The sequence below is a fragment of the Pseudomonas sp. 22490 genome, assembly GCF_052044465.1.
Lineage (GTDB): Bacteria > Pseudomonadota > Gammaproteobacteria > Pseudomonadales > Pseudomonadaceae > Pseudomonas > Pseudomonas aeruginosa.
Genome location: NZ_JBQENS010000017.1, coordinates 45,754 through 63,432, shown reverse-complemented (window position 1 = coordinate 63,432; position 17,679 = coordinate 45,754). Strand labels below are relative to the sequence as shown.

Below are 17,679 nucleotides of genomic sequence, written 5' to 3'. Positions count from 1 at the left end.
GTTCCCGCTGGCGGCTTCAGGCCGCCTGTTGCAGTCGTTTGTCGAGGGCCTGGCCGTTGCTGTCGAACAGGTGGCAGTGCTCCGGATCGAAGCCCAGCTCCAGGGGGGCGCCGTAGTCCGGTGCGAAATCGCCGCGCACGCGCAGGGTGAGCATTTCCCCCGAGTCGGCGCGGACATGGCAGAAGCTGTCGCTGCCCAGGCGCTCGCTGACGTCGGCGGCGACCCGCAGCAGGCCCTGGAAGGCATGGCCCGGGCGGGCGATGTTCAGGTGTTCCGGGCGGATGCCGAGGGTCACCGGGCTGCCGGTTGCCAGCTCGCCGGCGCATAGCGGCAGGCCGACGCGCGCGCCGCATTCGAGGGCGACCTCGCAGCGCTCGCCCTGGTTGCGGCTGAGATGGCCGCGCAGGAAGCCCATCTTCGGCGTGCCGAGGAAGCCGGCGACGAACAGGTTGGCCGGATGGTGGTAAAGCTCCAGCGGCGAGCCGACCTGCTCGACGCGCCCGCCGTTGAGCACCACGACCTTGTCCGCCAGGGTCATCGCCTCGACCTGGTCGTGGGTCACGTAGATCATGGTCGCCGCCAGTTCCTGGTGCAGCCGCGCCAGTTCCAGGCGCATCTGCACGCGCAGGGCTGCGTCGAGGTTGGACAGCGGTTCGTCGAAGAGGAATATCTTCGGGTTGCGCACGATCGCCCGGCCGATCGCCACCCGCTGCCGCTGGCCGCCGGAGAGCTGGCGCGGCTTGCGCTCCAGCAGCGCTTGCAGTTCGAGGATGCGTGCGGTGGCGTCGACCTTGGCGGCGACCTCGCGCTTGTCGACGCCGGCCAGGTCGAGGGCGAAGGAGAGGTTCCTGCGCACCGTCATGTGCGGGTACAGCGCGTAGGTCTGGAAGACCATCGCCAGGTCGCGTTTCGCCGGCGGGGTGTCGGTGATGTCCGTGCCGTCGAGGGCGATGCTGCCGCCGCTGGCCTCTTCGAGGCCGGCGATCAGGCGCAGCAGGGTCGACTTGCCGCAGCCGGAGGGGCCGACGAAGACTACAAACTCGCGGTCGCGGACGTCGAGGTCGATGCCCTTGATGATGGCCTGGCCGTCGAAGCCTTTCTGCAGGTTGCGGATCTTGAGATCAGCCATGGCGGAATACCTCCGTGGACGAAAGGATGGGGATGCGCTTCATTTCACGGCGCCGAAGGAAAGGCCGCGTACCAGCTGCTTCTGGCTGATCCAGCCGAAGACCAGGATCGGCGCGCAGGCGAGGGTGGAGACGGCCGAGAGCTTGGCCCAGAACAGTCCTTCGGGGCTGGAATAGGAGGCGACCAGGGCGGTCAGCGGGGCGGCGGCCGAGGAGGTCAGGTTGAGCGACCAGAAGGCCTCGTTCCAACACAGGATCAGCGACAGCAGCAGGGTCGAGGCGAGCCCGCCGCGGGCGATCGGCAGCAGTACGCGGACGATCTCCTGCCAGGTGCCGGCGCCGTCCAGGCGCGCTGCTTCGAGGATGTCCACGGGGATGTCCTTGAAGTAGGTGTACACCATCCAGACCACGATCGGCAGGTTGATCAGGGTGTAGACGATGATCAGCGCCAGCCGCGAATCGAGCAGGCCGAACTGCTTGGCCAGCAGGTAGATCGGCATCAGTACGCCGACCGGCGGAAGCATCTTGGTCGACAGCATCCAGAGCAGCGTGCGCTTGGTGTGGCGGGTCTCGAAGAAGGCCATGGAGTAGGCCGCCGGCACCGCGACGAGCATGCACAGGAGAGTCGCCGAGGAGGAGATCAGCAACGAGTTCCAGGCGTAGGCGAAGTAGTCGCTGCGCTCGTTGATGTGCAGGTAGTTCTCCAGGGTCGGCTGGAAGATGAACTGCGGCGGCGTGGCGAAGGCGTCGATCTCGCTCTTGAAGCTGGTCAGCAGCATCCAGAAGATCGGGAAGAACAGCAGCAGGGCGATGCCCCAGCAGAGCAGGCCGAGCAGGGCATTGCGCAGGCGGCGGGATTGCTTGAGTGTCAGCATGGCGGGTTCCTCAGCTGCGCTCGGTAAGGTTCTTGCCGATCATCCGCACCAGCACGATGGCGGCGATATTGGCGATCAGCACCGCGATCAGGCCCCCGGCCGAGGCCATGCCGACATCGAACTGCAGCAGCGCCTGGTTGTAGATCAGGTAGGCGAGGTTGGTCGATTCGTAGCCGGGGCCGCCGCTGGTGGTGGTGAAGATCTCGGCGAACACCGAGAGCAGGAAGATCGTCTCGATCATCAGCACCACCGCGATGGGCCGCGCCAGGTGCGGCAGGGTCAGGTGCCAGAAGATCGCCAGCGGACCGGCGCCGTCGAGGCGGGCAGCCTCCTTCTGCTCCTGGTCGAGGGACTGCATGGCGGTCATCAGGATCAGGATGGCGAAGGGCAGCCATTGCCAGGAGACGATGAGGATGATCGACAGCAGCGGATAGTGCGCCAGCCAATCCACCGGCTCGGCGCCGAACAGGCGCCAGACGGCGGCGAGGATGCCCGAGACCGGGTGGAAGATCAGGTTCTTCCAGAGCAGCGCGCTCACCGTCGGCATGATGAAGAACGGCGAGATCAGCAACACCCGCACCGCGCCGCGGCCGAAGAACTCGCCGGCCTCCAGCAGCGCGGCGATGAGCACGCCGAACGCCACGCTGATCGCCAGCACGCTGCCCACCAGCAGCAGGGTGTTCAGCGCGCCGGGCAGGAAGCCGGCGTCGGTGACGAAGAAGGTGAAGTTCTCCAGGCCGACGAAGGCATTCTCGCCGGGATACAGCAGGTTGTAGCGGATCAGCGAGAAATACAGGGTCATGCCCAGGGGCACGATCATCCACAACAGCAGCAGCGCCACCGAGGGGCTGACCAGGAGCCAGCCAGGGCCGCGCCGGCGGCGCTGGAGACGGCGGCGGGCGGGACGGGCCGGGAGCGGGGTATCGAGGGCCGAGGTGTTCATGGCGACTCCGTCTGGATCTTCAAGGACAAGCGCTCGAGCAGCGCCGCGCCGGGCGCGGCTGCGCCCGGCGGCGGACTACTTCGGATAGCCGGCGCGCTTCATCTCGCGGGCGGTGCTCTGCTGCGCGGCGGCGAGCGCCTGGTCGCTGCTCATCTGCCCGGTGAGGGCGGCGGAGAACAGCTTGCCGACCTGGGTGCCGATGGCCTGGAACTCGGGGATGGTGACCAACTGGATGCCGACATAGGGCACCGGCTTCAGCGTCGGATGGTTGGGATCGACGCGCTTCAGCGATTCCAGGGTGACCCGCGCGAACGGCGCGGCGGCCAGGTAGGCCTCGCTGTAGGTCGAGGCGCGGGTGCCGGGCGGCACGTTGGCTACGCCTTCCCTGTCCGCCACCAGCTTGCCGTACGCCTGCGAGGTGGCCCAGGTGGCGAAGGCCTTCGCCGCGTCCTTGGCGCGCGAGCTGGCGGGAATCGCCAGGGCCCAGGAATACAGCCAGGAGGCGCCCTTGTCGGTGACTTCCCGGGGGGCGAAGGCGAAGCCGGTGGCGTCGGCGACCTTGCTCTGGCTCTTGTCGGTGACGAACGAACCGGCGACGCTGGCGTCCACCCAGATCGCGCACTTGCCGCTGTTGAACAGCGCCAGGTTCTCGTTGAATCCGTTGCTGGAGGCGCCGGGCGGGCCGTACCGCTTGAGGGTGGAGACATAGAAGTCGAGAGCCTTCTTCCATTCGCCGCCGCTGAATTCGGGCTGCCATCGCTCGTCGAACCAGCGTGCGCCGAAGGCGTTGGCCAGGGTGCCGATCAACGCCATGTTCTCGCCCCAGCCGGCCTTGCCGCGCAGGCAGATGCCGTATTGGCCCTGGTCCGGGCGGTTGAGCCTGGCGGCGAATTCGCCGAGCTGGGTCCAGGTCGGTTGCTCGGGCATCCGCAGCCCGGCCTGCTGGAACAGGTCCTTGCGGTAGTAGGTGATCGAGGCTTCGGCGTAGAACGGCAGGGCGTACAGCGTGCCCTTGACGGAGAGACCGTCGCGCACCGAGGGCAACAGGTCGTCCAGGGCGTAGTCGGCGGGCAGCCCGCTCATCGGCTCCAGCCAGCCCTTGGCGCCCCAAAGCGCGGCTTCGTACATGCCGATGGTGAGCAGGTCGAACTGTCCGCCCTGGGTGGCGATGTCGGTGGTCAGGCGCTGGCGCAGGACGTTCTCTTCGAGCACCACCCATTTCAGCGCGATGTCCGGGTGGCTTTCCTCGAACACCTTGGACAGGCGTTGCATGCGGATCATGTCGTTGTTGTTGACCGTGGCGATGGTCAGGGTCTCGGCGCCCTGGGCCAGCAGGGGCAGGGCGAGGCAGGCGGCCAGGCAGGCCTTGATCGAGTCGTTCATCGGTGAACTCCTCTTCCGGGCCGGCGGGCGGCGCGGAAGACATTATTGTTTTTGTGTCGCTCGCTGCCGATTACACAGGCGCGTCACGCAACCGACAAAGCCTCGACTGCACTTCGACCGATACTTTTTTGCACCGCCGGGGTGGGGCGCTGGAGGCTCAGAGCAGGTTCTGCTCGGTCAGCCGCTGGGTCACCAGGCGCCGGTAGCCGGTGGGCGTCATGCCCTTGAGCTGCTGGAAGCGCCGGTTGAAATTGGACAGGTTGCTGAAGCCCGACTCGAAGCACACCTCGGTCACCGGCAGCTCGCTGCGGGCCAGCAGCTCGCAGGACTTGCTGATGCGCAGGCGGTTGACGAACTCGACGAAGCCGCGCCCGGCGGCCTGCTTGAAGAAGCGCGAGAAGTAGGTGGGGGTCATGCCCAGGTGGGCGGCGACCTGCTCCTGGGTGAGGTCCTGGGCGTAGTGCTGGAAGATGTAGTCCACCGCCCGGTTGATCCGTTCGACGTTGTGCTCGTCGGCCAGTTGCGAGGAAGTGACGGTAGAGAGCAACTGGTAGTCCTCGCATTCGGCGAGCTGTTCCATGAGGATAAAAAAGTATCCCAGGCGGGTCATGCCGCCGCTGTCGGCGATGCGTTGCAACAGTCGCCGGCTTTCGCCGATCAGCGCCGGGTCGCGGAACTCGATGCCGTAGCGCGCCCGCGCCAGCAGCGGGGCCAGGCGGTTCAGCTCGGAGAATACGCCGCTGCCGTCCTCCAGCACCTCGTCGGTGAAGTTCACCAGCATGTCGCGCCGGGCCACCACCTCGTCGGGCTCAACCTGGCTGATCCAGTTGTGCGGCAGGTTGGGACCGGTGAGGAACAGGGTGTCGGGGGCGAAGTTGCCGATGTAGTCGCCGATGAATACCTTGCCGGAGCTGGCGACGATCAGGTGCAGCTCGTATTCCTTGTGGAAGTGCCAGCGCACCAGCGGGCTGGGGAAGCCGTGCTGGCGGTAGATCAGCGAATGGCCTTCGTGATCGTCCATCAGCTCGTAGGACGGATCGGTGACTTTGCTGGCTCTGGGCATGGGCGCGGGCCGACCGGGGGAACGAAGGCACATCCTAGCCCGAAGCGGCGGGGCTGTGCAGGGGACCACCCGCGAGCCTCGCTCCCCTGCGTGGCGCCGGGTGGCCGCAGGGGCGGGTAGCGGGCCGTGGCTCTATCCGCCGCCATCCGCTTCAACGCCGCGCCGTGACCTGCGGCGTGGCGCCGGGAACCGCCAGGTTCACCGCCTTCTCCTCGCGCGGCGTACCTTCGGGCACCCAGTCGTAGGCCACCGGCAGCGCGCGGTAGACCCAGTTGCTCCGGGCGTCGCCGCGCGGCGCCTTGCCGAAGTAGGGGCTGACGTACTCCCAGACGATCTCGCCGCCGGGCGTTACCTGGAAGAAGCGTCCGTTCTGCCCTTCGTCGATCAGCGTATTGCCGTTGGGCAGGCGCCGCGCGCTGCTGATGAAGGCGCTGTAGAAGGCCCAGCCGGGCTGCTGCGAGTCCTCGGCAGTGTATTGCCAGACGATCTGCTTCTTCAGCGGATCGATTTCCAGTACCCGCGAGCCGGAGACCAGCCCGCGCTGTACCGAGGGGTAACCGGCGTCACCCTGGTTGTCGAACACCAGCAGGTTGCCGGCGCCCGGCAGGCCCTCGGGAATGAGGTGGGCGTCGTGCTGGCCACTGATCTGGTCCACCGGGCGCGGCAGCTTACGGGCGCTCTTCGGGTCGATCGGCGGAAGGTTCGGGCCGAGGCGCCAGACCACCTTGCCGCTGGCCTTGTCGACGATCGCTATGAAGTTGGCGTTGCGTGAGTCGAGCAGCAGGTTGTCCGGGGCGAAGCGCCGGTCGCCGGCAGCGTGCCAGCGGTTCTCGCCGAGCGGGGCGAGGTTGTTGATGTGCAGGTAGTCGGGGTTCTCGCTGGCCCGTACCCGCTTCAACTGGTCGGCGGTGAATCCGAATTCGTCGAGATGCTCCGAAGCGGTCCAGCTCCAGGCCAGCTTGCCCTGCGGCGTGACCTCGTAGATCACGTCATCGATTACCCGGGGCACGGCGAAGCCCTTCACCGCGTGGACCTTGTTCGCCAGCAGCAGGGTGTTGCCGTTGGCCAGCCGGCGCTGGTCGTGGTGCTGATGGGCGGCGCCGCCCGGCGCCTGGTCACCCCAGCGCCAGACCTCCTTGCCATCCCAGTCCAGCTCGCCGAGGGCCTGGTTGGCCAGGCCGTTGCCGGGCGAGGCCAGCTTGTCCGGAGCGGCCAGGTCGGCCAGTTGCAGCAGCACATGGCCGCGCTTGCCGCCGTTCAGAGCCGGGTCGATCACGGCGGCGGGGAAGCCGGGGTAGTCCCAGCGCTTCACCTCGTTGCCGTTCATGTCGATCAGGTGGGTCTTGCGGTCTGCGCCGCTGAAGATCACGTACTGGTTGAAGGCCTTCTGCGGGTCGTAGCGGGTCACTCCGGTGGGGTAGACGCTGGGCGCGGCATGGGCGCCGGCGGCGAGCAGCGCGGCGCTGAGCAGGAGCATCGGGAATCTGGGCATGGCGGGTTCCTCGGCGATCGGTTCAGAAGTCGTAGCGGGCGGTCACGCCCAGGGTGCGCGGCGTGCCGAGCACGCCGGCGTAGCCGCCGTTGGCGGAATTCCAGAGGCTGGTAAAGTAGGTCTTGTCGAAAGCGTTCTTCAGCCACAGGGACAGGTCCCACTGGCCGTCCCCGTAGTCGCCGCGCAGGCCGGCGGAGGCGTTGACCAGGGCGTAGCTGGGGATCTGTCCGTATGCGGAATCGTCGATGGTGCCCACCGCCCTGGAGCGGAACGCGTAGCTGGCGGTGAGGTAGGGCTCCAGGCCATCGTCGAGCTTCCAGCGATACTCGCCATTGAGGTTGGCGATGTACTTCGAGGCACCGACCACCTGGTGCCCGCTGAGGTCGCAGGACGCCGGGGCGCCGGTCTGGAAGGCCACCTCGGGGGCGCACGGGGCGTTCTTGTAGGACAGGTAGCGAACGTCGTTGTAGGACGCATTGAAATTCAGGGTCAGGCCGCGGATCGGCAGGGCCGTCGCTTCGAACTCCAGGCCGCGCGAGCGCACATCGCCGGCATTGGTCAGGTACTGGGTGCGGTTGGCCTCGTCGTAGGCATTGGCCTGGTAGCCGTGGACCACGGTCCAGAACAGGTTGCCGTTGAGGATCAGGCGGTTGTCGAGGAGGGTGGTCTTCAACCCCAGCTCGGCATCGTTGGCGCGCTCGGTGCCAATCAGCAGCGAGTCGGCACCGGCGCTGGGAGCGCTGGCCACGGTCAGGTTGACGCCGCCGGATTTCTCGCCGTGGGACAGCGAGGCGTAGCCCAGAACCTGGTCGCTGAAGCGGTAGCTGAGGCTGAGCAGAGCGGACGGACTGACGCTGTGCAGGCCGATGTCGCCGCTGTCGTAGGCGCCGACCCTGCCGTTGCGCGCGGCCGCCGCCGCGCCGCTCACCGCGGCGCCGCCGAGCGGGGCGTAGCGTTCGACCCAGGCGGACTTTTCCTCGTAGGTGCCGCGCACGCCGGCGGTTAGGTCCAGGCACTCGGTTAGGTGCCAGGTGCCCTGGGCGAACAGCGCGTAGCTGTCGGTGTCGATGTGCCCGCGACCGCGGGTGCTGACGTCGCTCAGGGCGCCGGCGGGGGTTCCGTTCCAGATGTCTGCCCTGGGCCCGTAGTCGGTGAAGGACTTGTTGTCGAGGTCCTGGCCGAAGTAGTAGGCGCCGAGCACGTAGTCGAAGAAGCCGCTGCTGGGCGAAGCCAGGCGGATTTCCTGCGACCACTGCTTGTCGCGCACCGAGACTCCGGCGTTATAGGCCGCCGGTACGTCCAGGCCGTCGTCGTTGCGCGGCGTGAAATCCCACCAGCGGTAGGCGCTGATGGAAGTGAGGGTGAAGTCGTTGGCCAGCTTCCAGTTGGCTTCCACCGAGGTTCCGCCCTGGAACACCGTGACCTGCTGGTCCGAGTCGAAGTTGACCTTGCGCCGATGGCCGTCCACCAGCGTCGCGCCGGCCGCAGCGGCGCGCTGTTCGTAGCGGTTCACGCCGTTCACCGTGGGGCCGCTGCTGAACAGGGTAAGGACACCATTGTCGGAGTCTTCCTCGTTGTAGTCGCCGATCCAGCGCAGGCTGAAGTCGTCGTTCGGCTTGAACAGCAACTGCCCGCGGAAACCCTGGCGTGCGCCGCCGTTGAGGGTATTGCCGTCGTGGAGGTTCTTCACGTAGCCGTCGTCGCGGGTGCGGTAGGCCGACAGGCGCCCGGCGAGGGTCTCGCCGAGCGGTCCGGAAATCGTGCCCCTGGCCTGGAAGTAGCCGTCCTCGCCGCCGGATATCTCAACGCTGCGCTCCGGAGTGAAGCTCGGCGCACGGGTGCCGATGTTGATCACCCCGGCCGTGGTGTTCTTGCCGAACAGGGTGCCCTGCGGGCCGCGCAAGACCTCCAGCTGCTCGATGTCGAGAAGGTCGAACGAGGCCATGCCGGGGCGGCCGAGGTAGACGTTGTCGAGGTACAGCCCGACGCTGCCTTCCAGGCCGTCGCTGGCCGGGTTGTTGCCGAGGCCGCGGATCGACACGCTGGACTGGCGCGCGTGGACGTAGGCGACGTTGGTGCTCGGCACCAGTTGCTGCAGGTCCTGCACCCGGTAGATGCGCTGGCTCTCCAGGGTTTCGCCGCCGAGCACGCTCATCGCGGTGGGCACATCCTGGGAGTTTTCCACCCGTCGCCGCGAGGTCACCGTGACGGTCTGCAGGGTGGTGGCCGGCTGCGCCTGGCGCGCCTCTTCGGTGCCCGCGGGGGTGTCGTCGGCGCCGGCCAGTTGCGCCCCTCCGGCGCAGGCCAGGCAGATCGACAGGGGCAGCAGGCGACGGCGGAACGGTGCGCTGCGGGACGACGGGATGGAGCGGTACGCGGGTCGGCGATTCATGTGTGGGTCCTGGATGAAGGGGTGACTGCTAATTCCGCATGGTTATTTATTTATGTTTTATATTGCTTTTACGGAATAAGAGATTGCCTTTATAAAAAGCCCACGCCGTCCCCGGCAATTGCATTCGCCCGATATTTTCCATGTAGAAAATGCATATCGATCTCCGCCAGCTCCGCCACTTCATCGCCCTTCACGAGCACCGCAGCTTCGTCGCCGCGGCGCTGGCGGTTAACCTTTCGCAATCGGCCTTCAGCCGCAGCATCCAGGCGCTCGAACACAGCGCTGGCTGCCGCCTGGTGGACCGCGCGGCCAAGGACCTGCGTCCGACCAAGCAGGGCCTGATCGTCCTCGAACATGCGCGCCGGCTGGTCAGCGGCGCGCACAACCTGGCCAACGAGATCGCCCTGTTCAACGGCCTGGAGGCCGGCGAACTGCGCTTCGGCGCCGGACCGGCTCCCGCCACCTGGCTGGTGCCGCGTGCGGTGGGGCGCTTCAACGTGCGTTATCCGAAGGCGCGGGTGAGTTTCCAGGTCGAACACTGGCAGGCGCTGAACCGCCGCCTGCAGGCCGAGGAGTTCGAGTTCTTCGTCGCCGACACCCGGCATTTCGAGGCCGACCCGCAATACCGGACCTCGCGCCTGCGTCCCCGGCGCTGGCATTTCTGCTGCCGCGAGGGGCATCCGCTGGCCGCTCGCGAGAGCGTTTCCGCCGAGGAGCTGTTGAGCTTCCCGCTGGCGACCAACATCAGCCCGCCGAACATCCGCAAGGTGCTGGTGGACCTCAGCGGGCGTCCCGACTTCCGCCCGGCCATCGAGTGCGAGAACGGCCATAGCCTGCTCGGCGTGGTTCTCGCCTCGGATGCCATCGGCATCAGCAGCGGCCTCGGCGACCTGGCGCCGCCGGGACAGGGAGGCCTGCGTCCGCTGCGGGTGCGCGAGCTGCCCGACGACCTCGACGAACTGCATACCCGCTACGGCATCGTCAGCCGCGCCGGCTACAGCCTGTCGCCGCTGGCGGAGGCGATGATCGACGAACTGAAGCGGGTCGACGACGCCACCTGAATTGCGTCGCACGCATGCCAACTATGTTCCGAATGCGCTTGCCGCCGGACGCGGCGGACCGCGAAATGAAGCGTCGTTTCCTTTTCGCGAGCCGTCATGAGCCAGCCCAAGCCGATCCGCAACGTCCTCTACATCATGTGCGACCAACTGCGTCGCGATTACCTGTCCTGCTACGGCCATCCCTATCTGCACACGCCGAACATCGACCGCCTGGCCGCGGAGGGCGTGCGCTTCGCCCGTGCCTATACCCAGGGCACCATCTGCGGGCCGTCGCGGATGTCCTCGTACACCGGGCGCTACGTCAGCAGCCACCAGGTGGCCTGGAACGCGGTGCCGCTGCCGCTGGAGGAGCTGACCCTGGGCGACTACCTGCGCGCCGCGGGAGTCCGCACCGCGCTGGTCGGCAAGACACACGCCACGGCCAACCTGGAAGGCATGCGGCGGTTCGGCATCAATCCGGCCAGCGCGCGCGGCGCGGCCCTCGCCGAAGCCGGCTTCGAGCCCTACGACCGCAATGACGGGGTCTACCCGGATGACCCGGCCTTCGCCGACAAGCGCGAAAGCGCGCCCTACACCCACTACCTGCGGCGCCTCGGCTTCACCGGCGACAACCCCTGGCACGACTGGGCCAACTCCGCCGCCAGCGCCGACGGGGAAATCCTCAGCGGCTGGCGGATGCGCCATGCCGGATTGCCGACACGCTTGCCGGAGGCGCACAGCGAGACCGCCTATACCACCCGTCGCGCCATGGATTTCATCGACGAGCAGGGCGAGCGTCCCTGGTGCCTGCACCTGTCCTACATCAAGCCGCACTGGCCCTACATCGCGCCGGCGCCGTACCACGCGCTGTACCGCGCCGACCAGGTGCTCCCGGCGCTACGCGCGGCGCCCGGCGAAGAAAGCGACCACCCGGTGTACCGCGCCTTCCGCGAACATCGCGAGAGCCTCAATTTCTCCCGCGAAGACGTGCGCCGGCAGGTGATACCTACCTACATGGGGCTGATCCGCCAGGTCGACGACCAGCTCGGCCGGCTCTTCCAGCACATGCGCGCCAGCGGGCGCTGGGACGATACCCTGATCGTCTTCACCAGTGACCATGGCGATTTCCTCGGCGACCACGGCCTGGGCGAGAAGGAGTTCCTCCTCGAGTCGGCGGTGGGCGTGCCGTTGCTGATCCGCGATCCGCGCCCCGAGGCGGACGCCACCCGCGGCCGGGTGGAGGAGGCGCTGGTGCAGTCCATCGACGTACTGCCGAGCATCCTCGAAGCCTTCGCCGTCGAGCCCGCCAGCCATCGCATCGAGGGCCGTTCGCTGCTGCCCTTCGTCCATGGCGCGCCGCCGGCGGACTGGCGCCGCTACGCCATCGCCGAGTACGACTACGCCTTCCAGGCGCCGGCGCGGGAGCGCCTGGGCCGACCCATCGATGCCTGCCGCATGTACATGGTGCGCAGCGAGCGCTGGAAGTACATCGCCTACGACGGCTTCCGCGCCCAACTGTTCGACCTTGCCAGCGACCCCGGCGAATTGCGCGACCTCGGCGCCGACCCGGCGCATGCGGCGGTGCGCGAGGCCCATGCCGGGATGCTGTTCGACTGGCTGCGCGGGCTGAAGCGGCGGACTACCATCAGCAACGCGGAGATCGACCTGCGCGGCCAGGCGTTCCGCTACGGCGAGCCGGAAGGCGGGCGCCTGGTACCGATCGGTCTCTGGTGATCAGCGGCTGGCCTTGCGATAGGCCCCCGGCTGCTGTCCGGTGGCCTTGTGGAAGGCACGGGTGAAGGCGGCGGTGGACTGGTAGCCGACCGCCGCCGCGACCTCGGCGACGCTGGCGTCGGCGCGCAGCAGGGCGCAGGCGCGGTGCATGCGCAGGGCCAGCAGGACCTGCCCCGGCGACTGACCGCTGAGTTCGTTGAAGCGCTTGAAGAAGGCCGAGCGCGAGAGTCCGGTGCGTTCGGCCATCTGTTCCAGGCTCCAGGGCTGTTCGGGTGCCTCGATCAGCGCTTCCAGCAGGCCGGCGAACTGCGGCTGGCGTGCCAGTGCCACCAGGCCGCCGAGGGTCGGGTTGTCGAGCACCTGCTGGCGCAACACGTAGAGGAACAGCAGGTGGCTGAGGCGCTCCAGCAGAACCGGCGACGGCGCCGGCTGGCGGCGGCACTCGTCGACGATCAGGGCGAACAGGCGTCGCGCCGCGTCCAGCGCCGGATCGCCGGCGCGCAGGATCAGCCAGTCGGGCAGGGCGTCGACGATCAGCCCGGACAATCCCGAATGGAAGTGGAAGAACCCGCAGACCAGGCCGGCACCGTCCGCCGCGTTCCACTCCAGCGCCTGCATTTCGCCACGCGGCTGGCAGCGCGCTGCCTCGGCGGTGGCCTCGCTGGACAGGCGGAACTCGACGTCGCGCAGGAAGAACAGCGCGTCGCCGCTGTCCAGTCGCCAGCCCCGGGCGCTTCCGGCGACGTGCGCCCAGCAGTGTCCCTGCACCACCAGGTGGAAGCTGGCACGCGCCAGACCGTGGGTGGAGGCATGCCAGCCGCCGCAGTAGCGACCGACATGGAACAGGCTGGTGTCGACTTCGAGGCTGTCTAATAACCAATCGACAAGGGGGTTGGACGAATTCATCTAAGGGAAAGACTCAAGAGCAAGTGATAGCGACTTTAGAATATTGAATGGATTTCTTATTACCAAGAGACTTCTTCGACACCTCAACCACCGGAGTCGAAAGCATGTCACGCGTTCCCGTGCTCACCCTGGAAAACGCCCCCGAGGCGGCGCTTCCGTTCCTCCAGACCGCGCTGAACAACTCGGGTTATATCCCGAATCTGCTCGGCGTGCTGGCCAATGCGCCGGCCGCCCTGGAAACCTACCTCACCGTGTCCGGGCTGAACGCCAAGGCCAGCCTCGGCCTGCCCGAGCGGGAAGTGGTGCAACTGGTGGCGGCCACCACCCATGGCTGCGACTTCTGCGTTGCCGGGCACACCGCGGTGGCGCGCAACAAGGCGCGCCTGCCGGAGCCGGTGATCGAGGCCCTGCGCGCCCGCGGCGAACTGCCCGATGCCCGCTACGAAGCCCTGGCCGACTTCACCCGCGCGGTGATCGCCAGCCGCGGTGCGGTCACCGACGAGCAGTTCGAAGCCTTCCGCGCCGCCGGTTTCGACCAGGCCCAGGCCCTGGAAGTGATCCTCGGGGTGAGCCTGGCGACGCTCTGCAACTTCGCCAACGTGTTCGCCCGCACGCCGCTCAATGCCGAGCTGGAGCAATATCGCTGGACCAACCCGCAGGCCTGAGCCTGCGCTTGCCGGGCGGCATGCCGCGCCGGCGCAAGGAGTGACGACCATGCTTGACCCGACCCTGAGCGACTGGCTCGACCGCCAGGCCGACGCCCTCGACCGCGGCGACGCCGATCCCGCCGCGCTGCTGCCGCGCCTGGCCGCCGCCGGCGTGCTCGGCGTGGCGGTGGAGGAACGCCTCGGCGGCGCCGGCGGCACGCTCGCCGACGCGGTGGAGCGGGTGGCCGCAGTGGCGGCGCGCTCGCTGACCGCGGCGTTCGTCTTCTGGGGCCAGCGCGCCTTCATCGAGTACCTGTTGCAGAGTCCCAACCAGGAACTGCGCCAACGCCTGCTCGGCGACCTGCTGGCCGGCCGCCTGGCCGGCGCCACCGGGCTGTCCAACGCGATGAAGTTCCTTTCCGGGATCGAGGCGCTGCAGGTGGTGGCGCACGCGGAGGAGGCCGGCTGGCGCCTGGACGGTCGCCTGCCGTGGGTGACCAACCTGCGCAGCGGCGATTTCGTGGTGGCGGCGGCGATCGAACACGGGGAGGGCGGCAAGCCCTTCGTCCTGGCGATTCCCGAAGGCCTCGCCGGCTTGCAGCGCTCGGCGGACCTGCGCCTGCTCGGCCTGCAATGCAGCAACACCGCCGCCCTCGATCTGCGCGCGGTGGCGGTCGGGCGCGACTGGCTGTTGCACGACGACGCCCGGCAGTTCCTGCCACGGGTGCGCCCGGCCTTCCTCGGCCTGCAATGCGGCATGGCCATCGGCCTGGCGCGCCGCGCACTGGACGAAGTGCAGCGGCACCTGGGCGGCAGCCGTTCGCTGCTGGATGGCGAGCTGGCGGCACAGCGCGAAACCCTCGACGGACACGTGGCGGCGCTGCACGCCGGACTGGCCAGCGGCGAGTTCGCCAGCCAGCCGGCACGCCTGTTCCGCATCCGCATCGGGCTCGCCGAAGCCGCCGCCAATGCCGTGCAACTGGAGTTGCAGGCCAGCGGCGGCAAGGCCTACCTGAGCGAGCACGGCGCCGGTTTCGCCCGCCGCTGGCGCGAGTCGGCGTTCGTCCCGATCGTTACGCCGAGCCTGGTGCAACTGCGCGCCGAACTGCAACGCCAGGCCGAGGCCAAGGCATGAGCGAGGCGCTCCTCGACGCTCGCGGGATCGCCCTCGGCTATCCGCGCGGTGCCGGCTGGCAGGCGGTGCTCGGCGATTTCGAATTGCGCCTGGGCGCCGGCGAGGTGGTCTCGATCCTCGGTCCCAGCGGCGTCGGCAAGTCCAGCCTGCTGCGCGTGCTGGCCGGCCTGCAGGAGCCGGCCGCCGGCAGCGTGCGGGTACTCGGCGAGCCCCTGCGCGGACCGCATCCGGGCGTCGCGGTGGCGTTCCAGGACCCCAGCCTGCTGCCCTGGCTGAACCTGGAGAAGAACGTCGCCTTCGGCCTCGATTTCGCCCGCCAGCCGCACCTCGACGCGGCCACCCGCCAGGCCCGCGTCGACCAGGCGATCGCCGCGGTCGGCCTGGAGCACGCCCGTGCCCGCTACCCGGCGCAACTCTCCGGCGGCATGGCCCAGCGCACCGCGCTGGCCCGCTGCCTGGCGCGGCAGCCGAAGGTGCTGCTGCTCGACGAACCTTTCGGCGCGCTGGACGAAGTGACCCGCGCCGACATGCAGCAGCTGCTGCTGCGGGCGATCCACGAGCGCGGCACCGCCGTGGTCCTGATCACCCACGATATCGACGAGGCCCTGCTGCTCTCCGAACGCATCCTGCTACTGGGTGACAGCCCGGCGCGGACCCTCGGCGAGTGGCGCATCGACCTGCCGCAGCCACGCGCGGAGCTGGTCGAGGAACTGGGCGCGTTGCGCATCGAGATCCTGAAAACCCTACGGCGGGCGAGCCGCACCCATGCCCATCCCATCGCTCAGCCGGAGGCCTCCCATGTGCCTGGACGACCCGACCCATTCCCGACGTGACATCCTCAAGCTCGCCGCGCTGCTCAGCGCTGCCGGCGCGTTGCCGCTGCTGAGCAGCCTGCAGGCGCGTGCCGCCGCCGAACCCGACGCGCCGGTGCGCATCGGCTACCTGCCGATCACCGACGCCACGCCCTTGCTGGTGGCCCATGCCAACGGCCTGTTCGAGGCCGAGGGCATCCAGGCCGAACGGCCCGTGCTGTTGCGTAGCTGGGCGCAGGTGATCGAGGCGTTCATCTCCGGCCAGGTCAACGTCATCCACCTGCTGTCGCCGATGACCGTCTGGGCCCGCTACGGCAGCAAGGTGCCGGCCAAGGTGGTGGCCTGGAACCACGTCGGCGGCTCGGGGCTCACGGTGGCTCCGGAGATCGCCGACGTGCGCCAGCTCGGCGGCAAGAGCGTGGCGATCCCGTTCTGGTACTCGATCCACAACGTGGTGTTGCAGCAACTGCTGCGCGACAACGGCCTGCGCGCGGTGAGCCGTGCGGTGGGCGCGGCGCTGGCCGCCGACGAGGTCAACCTGGTGGTGCTGCCGCCTTCGGACATGCCACCGGCGCTGGCCAGCAAGCGCATCCACGGCTACATCGTCGCCGAGCCGTTCAACGCCCTTGCGGAGAACCTCAAGGTCGGCCGGGTACAGCGCTTCACCGGCGATGTCTGGCGCAACCACGCCTGCTGCGTGGTGTTCATGCACGAACACGACCTGGAGCGGCGGCCGCAGTGGTCGCAAAAGGTGGTCAACGCCATCGTCAAGGCCCAGCTATGGACTCGCGGGCACCGCGCCGAGGCCGCACAGTTGCTGTCCAAGGCCGGAGCCAACCGCTACACGCCGCACGCACCGGAGGTCCTCGGCCGGGTGCTGGCGCCGGGCGCCGAGGAGCAGCAGGCCTATCTCGCCAGCGGCGCGATCCGCCACGCCGACTGGCAGGAGCGGCGCATCGACTTCCAGCCCTATCCCTATCCGAGCTATACCGAGGAACTGGTGCGGCGGCTGAAGGACACCCTGATCGAAGGCAATAATGCCTTCCTCGCCAGCCTCGATCCGCGCCAGGTGGCCAGTGACCTGGTGGACGACCGCTTCGTCCGCCAGGCCCTGGCAGAGGTCGGCGGGTTGCAGGCGTTCGGCCTCGCCGAGGGCTTCGAGCGCAGCGAGGAGATCAGCCCGTGAGGCAGACGCTGCGCCAGGGCGCGCTAGGCGTCGCCGGGCTGTTGACGCTGTTCGCCCTGTGGTGGCTCGGCGTGGCCCTGTTCGGCGCCGCCGACGGCCTTTCGGCACGCTTCTCGCCGCAGGCGACGTTGCTCAGCCTGGGTGAACTGCTGGAACGCCGCGAACTCTACGAGCACGTGCTGGTGAGCCTGAAACGGGTCCTGCTGGGCTTGTTCCTGGCGCTGCTGGTGGGAGTGCCGCTGGGGCTGCTGGTGGGCGCCTCGCGCAACCTGGAAGCAGCGACCACTCCGGCGTTCCAGTTCCTGCGGATGATCTCGCCGCTGTCGTGGATGCCCATCGCGGTGATGCTGATGGGCGTGGGCGACCAGCCGATCTATTTCCTGCTGGCCTTCGCCGCGCTCTGGCCGATCCTGCTGAATACCGCCGCCGGCGTGCGCCAGCTCGACCCGCGCTGGCTGCAACTGAGCCGCAGCCTCGCCGCCACGCCCTGGGAAACCCTGCGCCGGGTGATCCTGCCGGGCATCCTCGGCCATGTGCTGACCGGCGTGCGCCTGGCCATCGGCATCCTCTGGATCGTCCTGGTGCCCTGCGAGATGCTTGGCGTCAGCGCCGGGCTCGGCTACTACATCCTCGACACCCGCGACCGCCTGGCGTACTCCGAGCTGATGGCGATGGTGCTGCTGATCGGCCTGCTCGGCTACCTGCTCGACGCGGCGGCGCGCGGACTCTACCGGCGCTGGGCGCACGGGGCGCTCGGGTAGGACGAGGTACCGGTGCGCTGGCGGATAGCGCTGGGGCGCTATTCGCCCTACGGGTAATGGGGATGCTCGGGTAGGGCGAATAGCCGCTCGCGGCTATCCGCCGGGTGGGGTACCGGTGCGTTGGCGGATAGCGCTGGGGCGCTATTCGCCCTACGGGTAATGGGGATGCTCGGGTAGGGCGAA

15 protein-coding genes are annotated in these 17,679 nt (G+C 68.4%); 7 read left to right on the top strand and 8 right to left on the bottom strand.

Annotation, left to right across the window (positions count from 1 at the left end; genetic code table 11):
* Positions 1 to 16: 16 nt before the first annotated feature.
* The 7 genes from ACTJJX_RS19450 to ACTJJX_RS19420 form a co-directional block, all read right to left on the bottom strand.
* Positions 17 to 1,129 carry an ABC transporter ATP-binding protein gene (locus tag ACTJJX_RS19450; RefSeq protein ID WP_016852882.1) on the bottom strand — a complete coding sequence of 371 codons (1,113 nt, stop codon included), beginning with the start codon at positions 1,127 to 1,129 and terminating at the stop codon, positions 17 to 19.
* Positions 1,130 to 1,168: 39 nt separating this feature from the next.
* Complete coding sequence (locus tag ACTJJX_RS19445; protein ID WP_003105365.1) at positions 1,169 to 2,002, bottom strand: carbohydrate ABC transporter permease; 834 nt, start codon at positions 2,000 to 2,002, stop codon at positions 1,169 to 1,171.
* Positions 2,003 to 2,012: 10 nt separating this feature from the next.
* Positions 2,013 to 2,945, bottom strand: coding sequence for a carbohydrate ABC transporter permease (locus ACTJJX_RS19440; protein WP_003105364.1), 933 nt, complete (start codon positions 2,943 to 2,945; stop codon positions 2,013 to 2,015).
* Positions 2,946 to 3,020: 75 nt separating this feature from the next.
* On the bottom strand, positions 3,021 to 4,328 hold the full coding sequence (locus ACTJJX_RS19435) for an ABC transporter substrate-binding protein (protein WP_016852883.1): 1,308 nt from the start codon (positions 4,326 to 4,328) through the stop codon (positions 3,021 to 3,023).
* Between the two features lie 157 nt (positions 4,329 to 4,485).
* On the bottom strand, positions 4,486 to 5,391 hold the full coding sequence (locus ACTJJX_RS19430) for an AraC family transcriptional regulator (protein ID WP_003089438.1): 906 nt from the start codon (positions 5,389 to 5,391) through the stop codon (positions 4,486 to 4,488).
* Positions 5,392 to 5,542: 151 nt separating this feature from the next.
* Entirely contained in the window at positions 5,543 to 6,883 is a 1,341-nt protein-coding gene (locus ACTJJX_RS19425; protein WP_003124602.1) for an aryl-sulfate sulfotransferase, read from the bottom strand.
* A gap of 22 nt (positions 6,884 to 6,905) precedes the next feature.
* Entirely contained in the window at positions 6,906 to 9,275 is a 2,370-nt protein-coding gene (locus ACTJJX_RS19420) for a TonB-dependent receptor (RefSeq protein ID WP_016852884.1), read from the bottom strand.
* A 149-nt stretch (positions 9,276 to 9,424) separates the two neighbouring features.
* On the opposite strand from ACTJJX_RS19420, the gene ACTJJX_RS19415 reads away from it, so the two are divergent.
* Positions 9,425 to 10,336: a LysR family transcriptional regulator gene (locus ACTJJX_RS19415; protein ID WP_003105356.1), complete on the top strand. Its 912-nt coding sequence runs from the start codon at positions 9,425 to 9,427 to the stop codon at positions 10,334 to 10,336.
* Between the two features lie 96 nt (positions 10,337 to 10,432).
* Positions 10,433 to 12,049, top strand: a complete 1,617-nt coding sequence (locus ACTJJX_RS19410) for an alkaline phosphatase family protein (protein WP_016852885.1) — start codon at positions 10,433 to 10,435, stop codon at positions 12,047 to 12,049.
* Here the strand turns inward: ACTJJX_RS19410 and ACTJJX_RS19405 are convergent, their stop codons facing one another.
* Positions 12,050 to 12,955, bottom strand: a complete 906-nt coding sequence (locus tag ACTJJX_RS19405) for an AraC family transcriptional regulator (RefSeq protein ID WP_003089436.1) — start codon at positions 12,953 to 12,955, stop codon at positions 12,050 to 12,052.
* A 104-nt stretch (positions 12,956 to 13,059) separates the two neighbouring features.
* On the opposite strand from ACTJJX_RS19405, the gene ACTJJX_RS19400 reads away from it, so the two are divergent.
* From ACTJJX_RS19400 to ACTJJX_RS19380, 5 genes are read left to right on the top strand one after another with little or no spacing between them, the layout of a single operon-like run.
* Complete coding sequence (locus ACTJJX_RS19400) at positions 13,060 to 13,620, top strand: carboxymuconolactone decarboxylase family protein (RefSeq protein ID WP_003122713.1); 561 nt, start codon at positions 13,060 to 13,062, stop codon at positions 13,618 to 13,620.
* A gap of 49 nt (positions 13,621 to 13,669) precedes the next feature.
* Entirely contained in the window at positions 13,670 to 14,737 is a 1,068-nt protein-coding gene (locus ACTJJX_RS19395; RefSeq protein WP_003117847.1) for an acyl-CoA dehydrogenase family protein, read from the top strand.
* A complete protein-coding gene (locus ACTJJX_RS19390) occupies positions 14,734 to 15,570 on the top strand; it encodes an ABC transporter ATP-binding protein (protein ID WP_003115101.1) in 837 nt (278 codons plus the stop codon). Before ACTJJX_RS19395 ends, ACTJJX_RS19390 begins: the two co-directional genes overlap by 4 nt.
* Positions 15,536 to 16,735 carry an ABC transporter substrate-binding protein gene (locus ACTJJX_RS19385; RefSeq protein WP_016852886.1) on the top strand — a complete coding sequence of 400 codons (1,200 nt, stop codon included), beginning with the start codon at positions 15,536 to 15,538 and terminating at the stop codon, positions 16,733 to 16,735. The genes ACTJJX_RS19390 and ACTJJX_RS19385 overlap by 35 nt, the downstream gene beginning before the upstream one ends.
* Positions 16,732 to 17,496 carry an ABC transporter permease gene (locus tag ACTJJX_RS19380; protein WP_003107734.1) on the top strand — a complete coding sequence of 255 codons (765 nt, stop codon included), beginning with the start codon at positions 16,732 to 16,734 and terminating at the stop codon, positions 17,494 to 17,496. The genes ACTJJX_RS19385 and ACTJJX_RS19380 overlap by 4 nt, the downstream gene beginning before the upstream one ends.
* Positions 17,497 to 17,679: the final 183 nt, after the last annotated feature.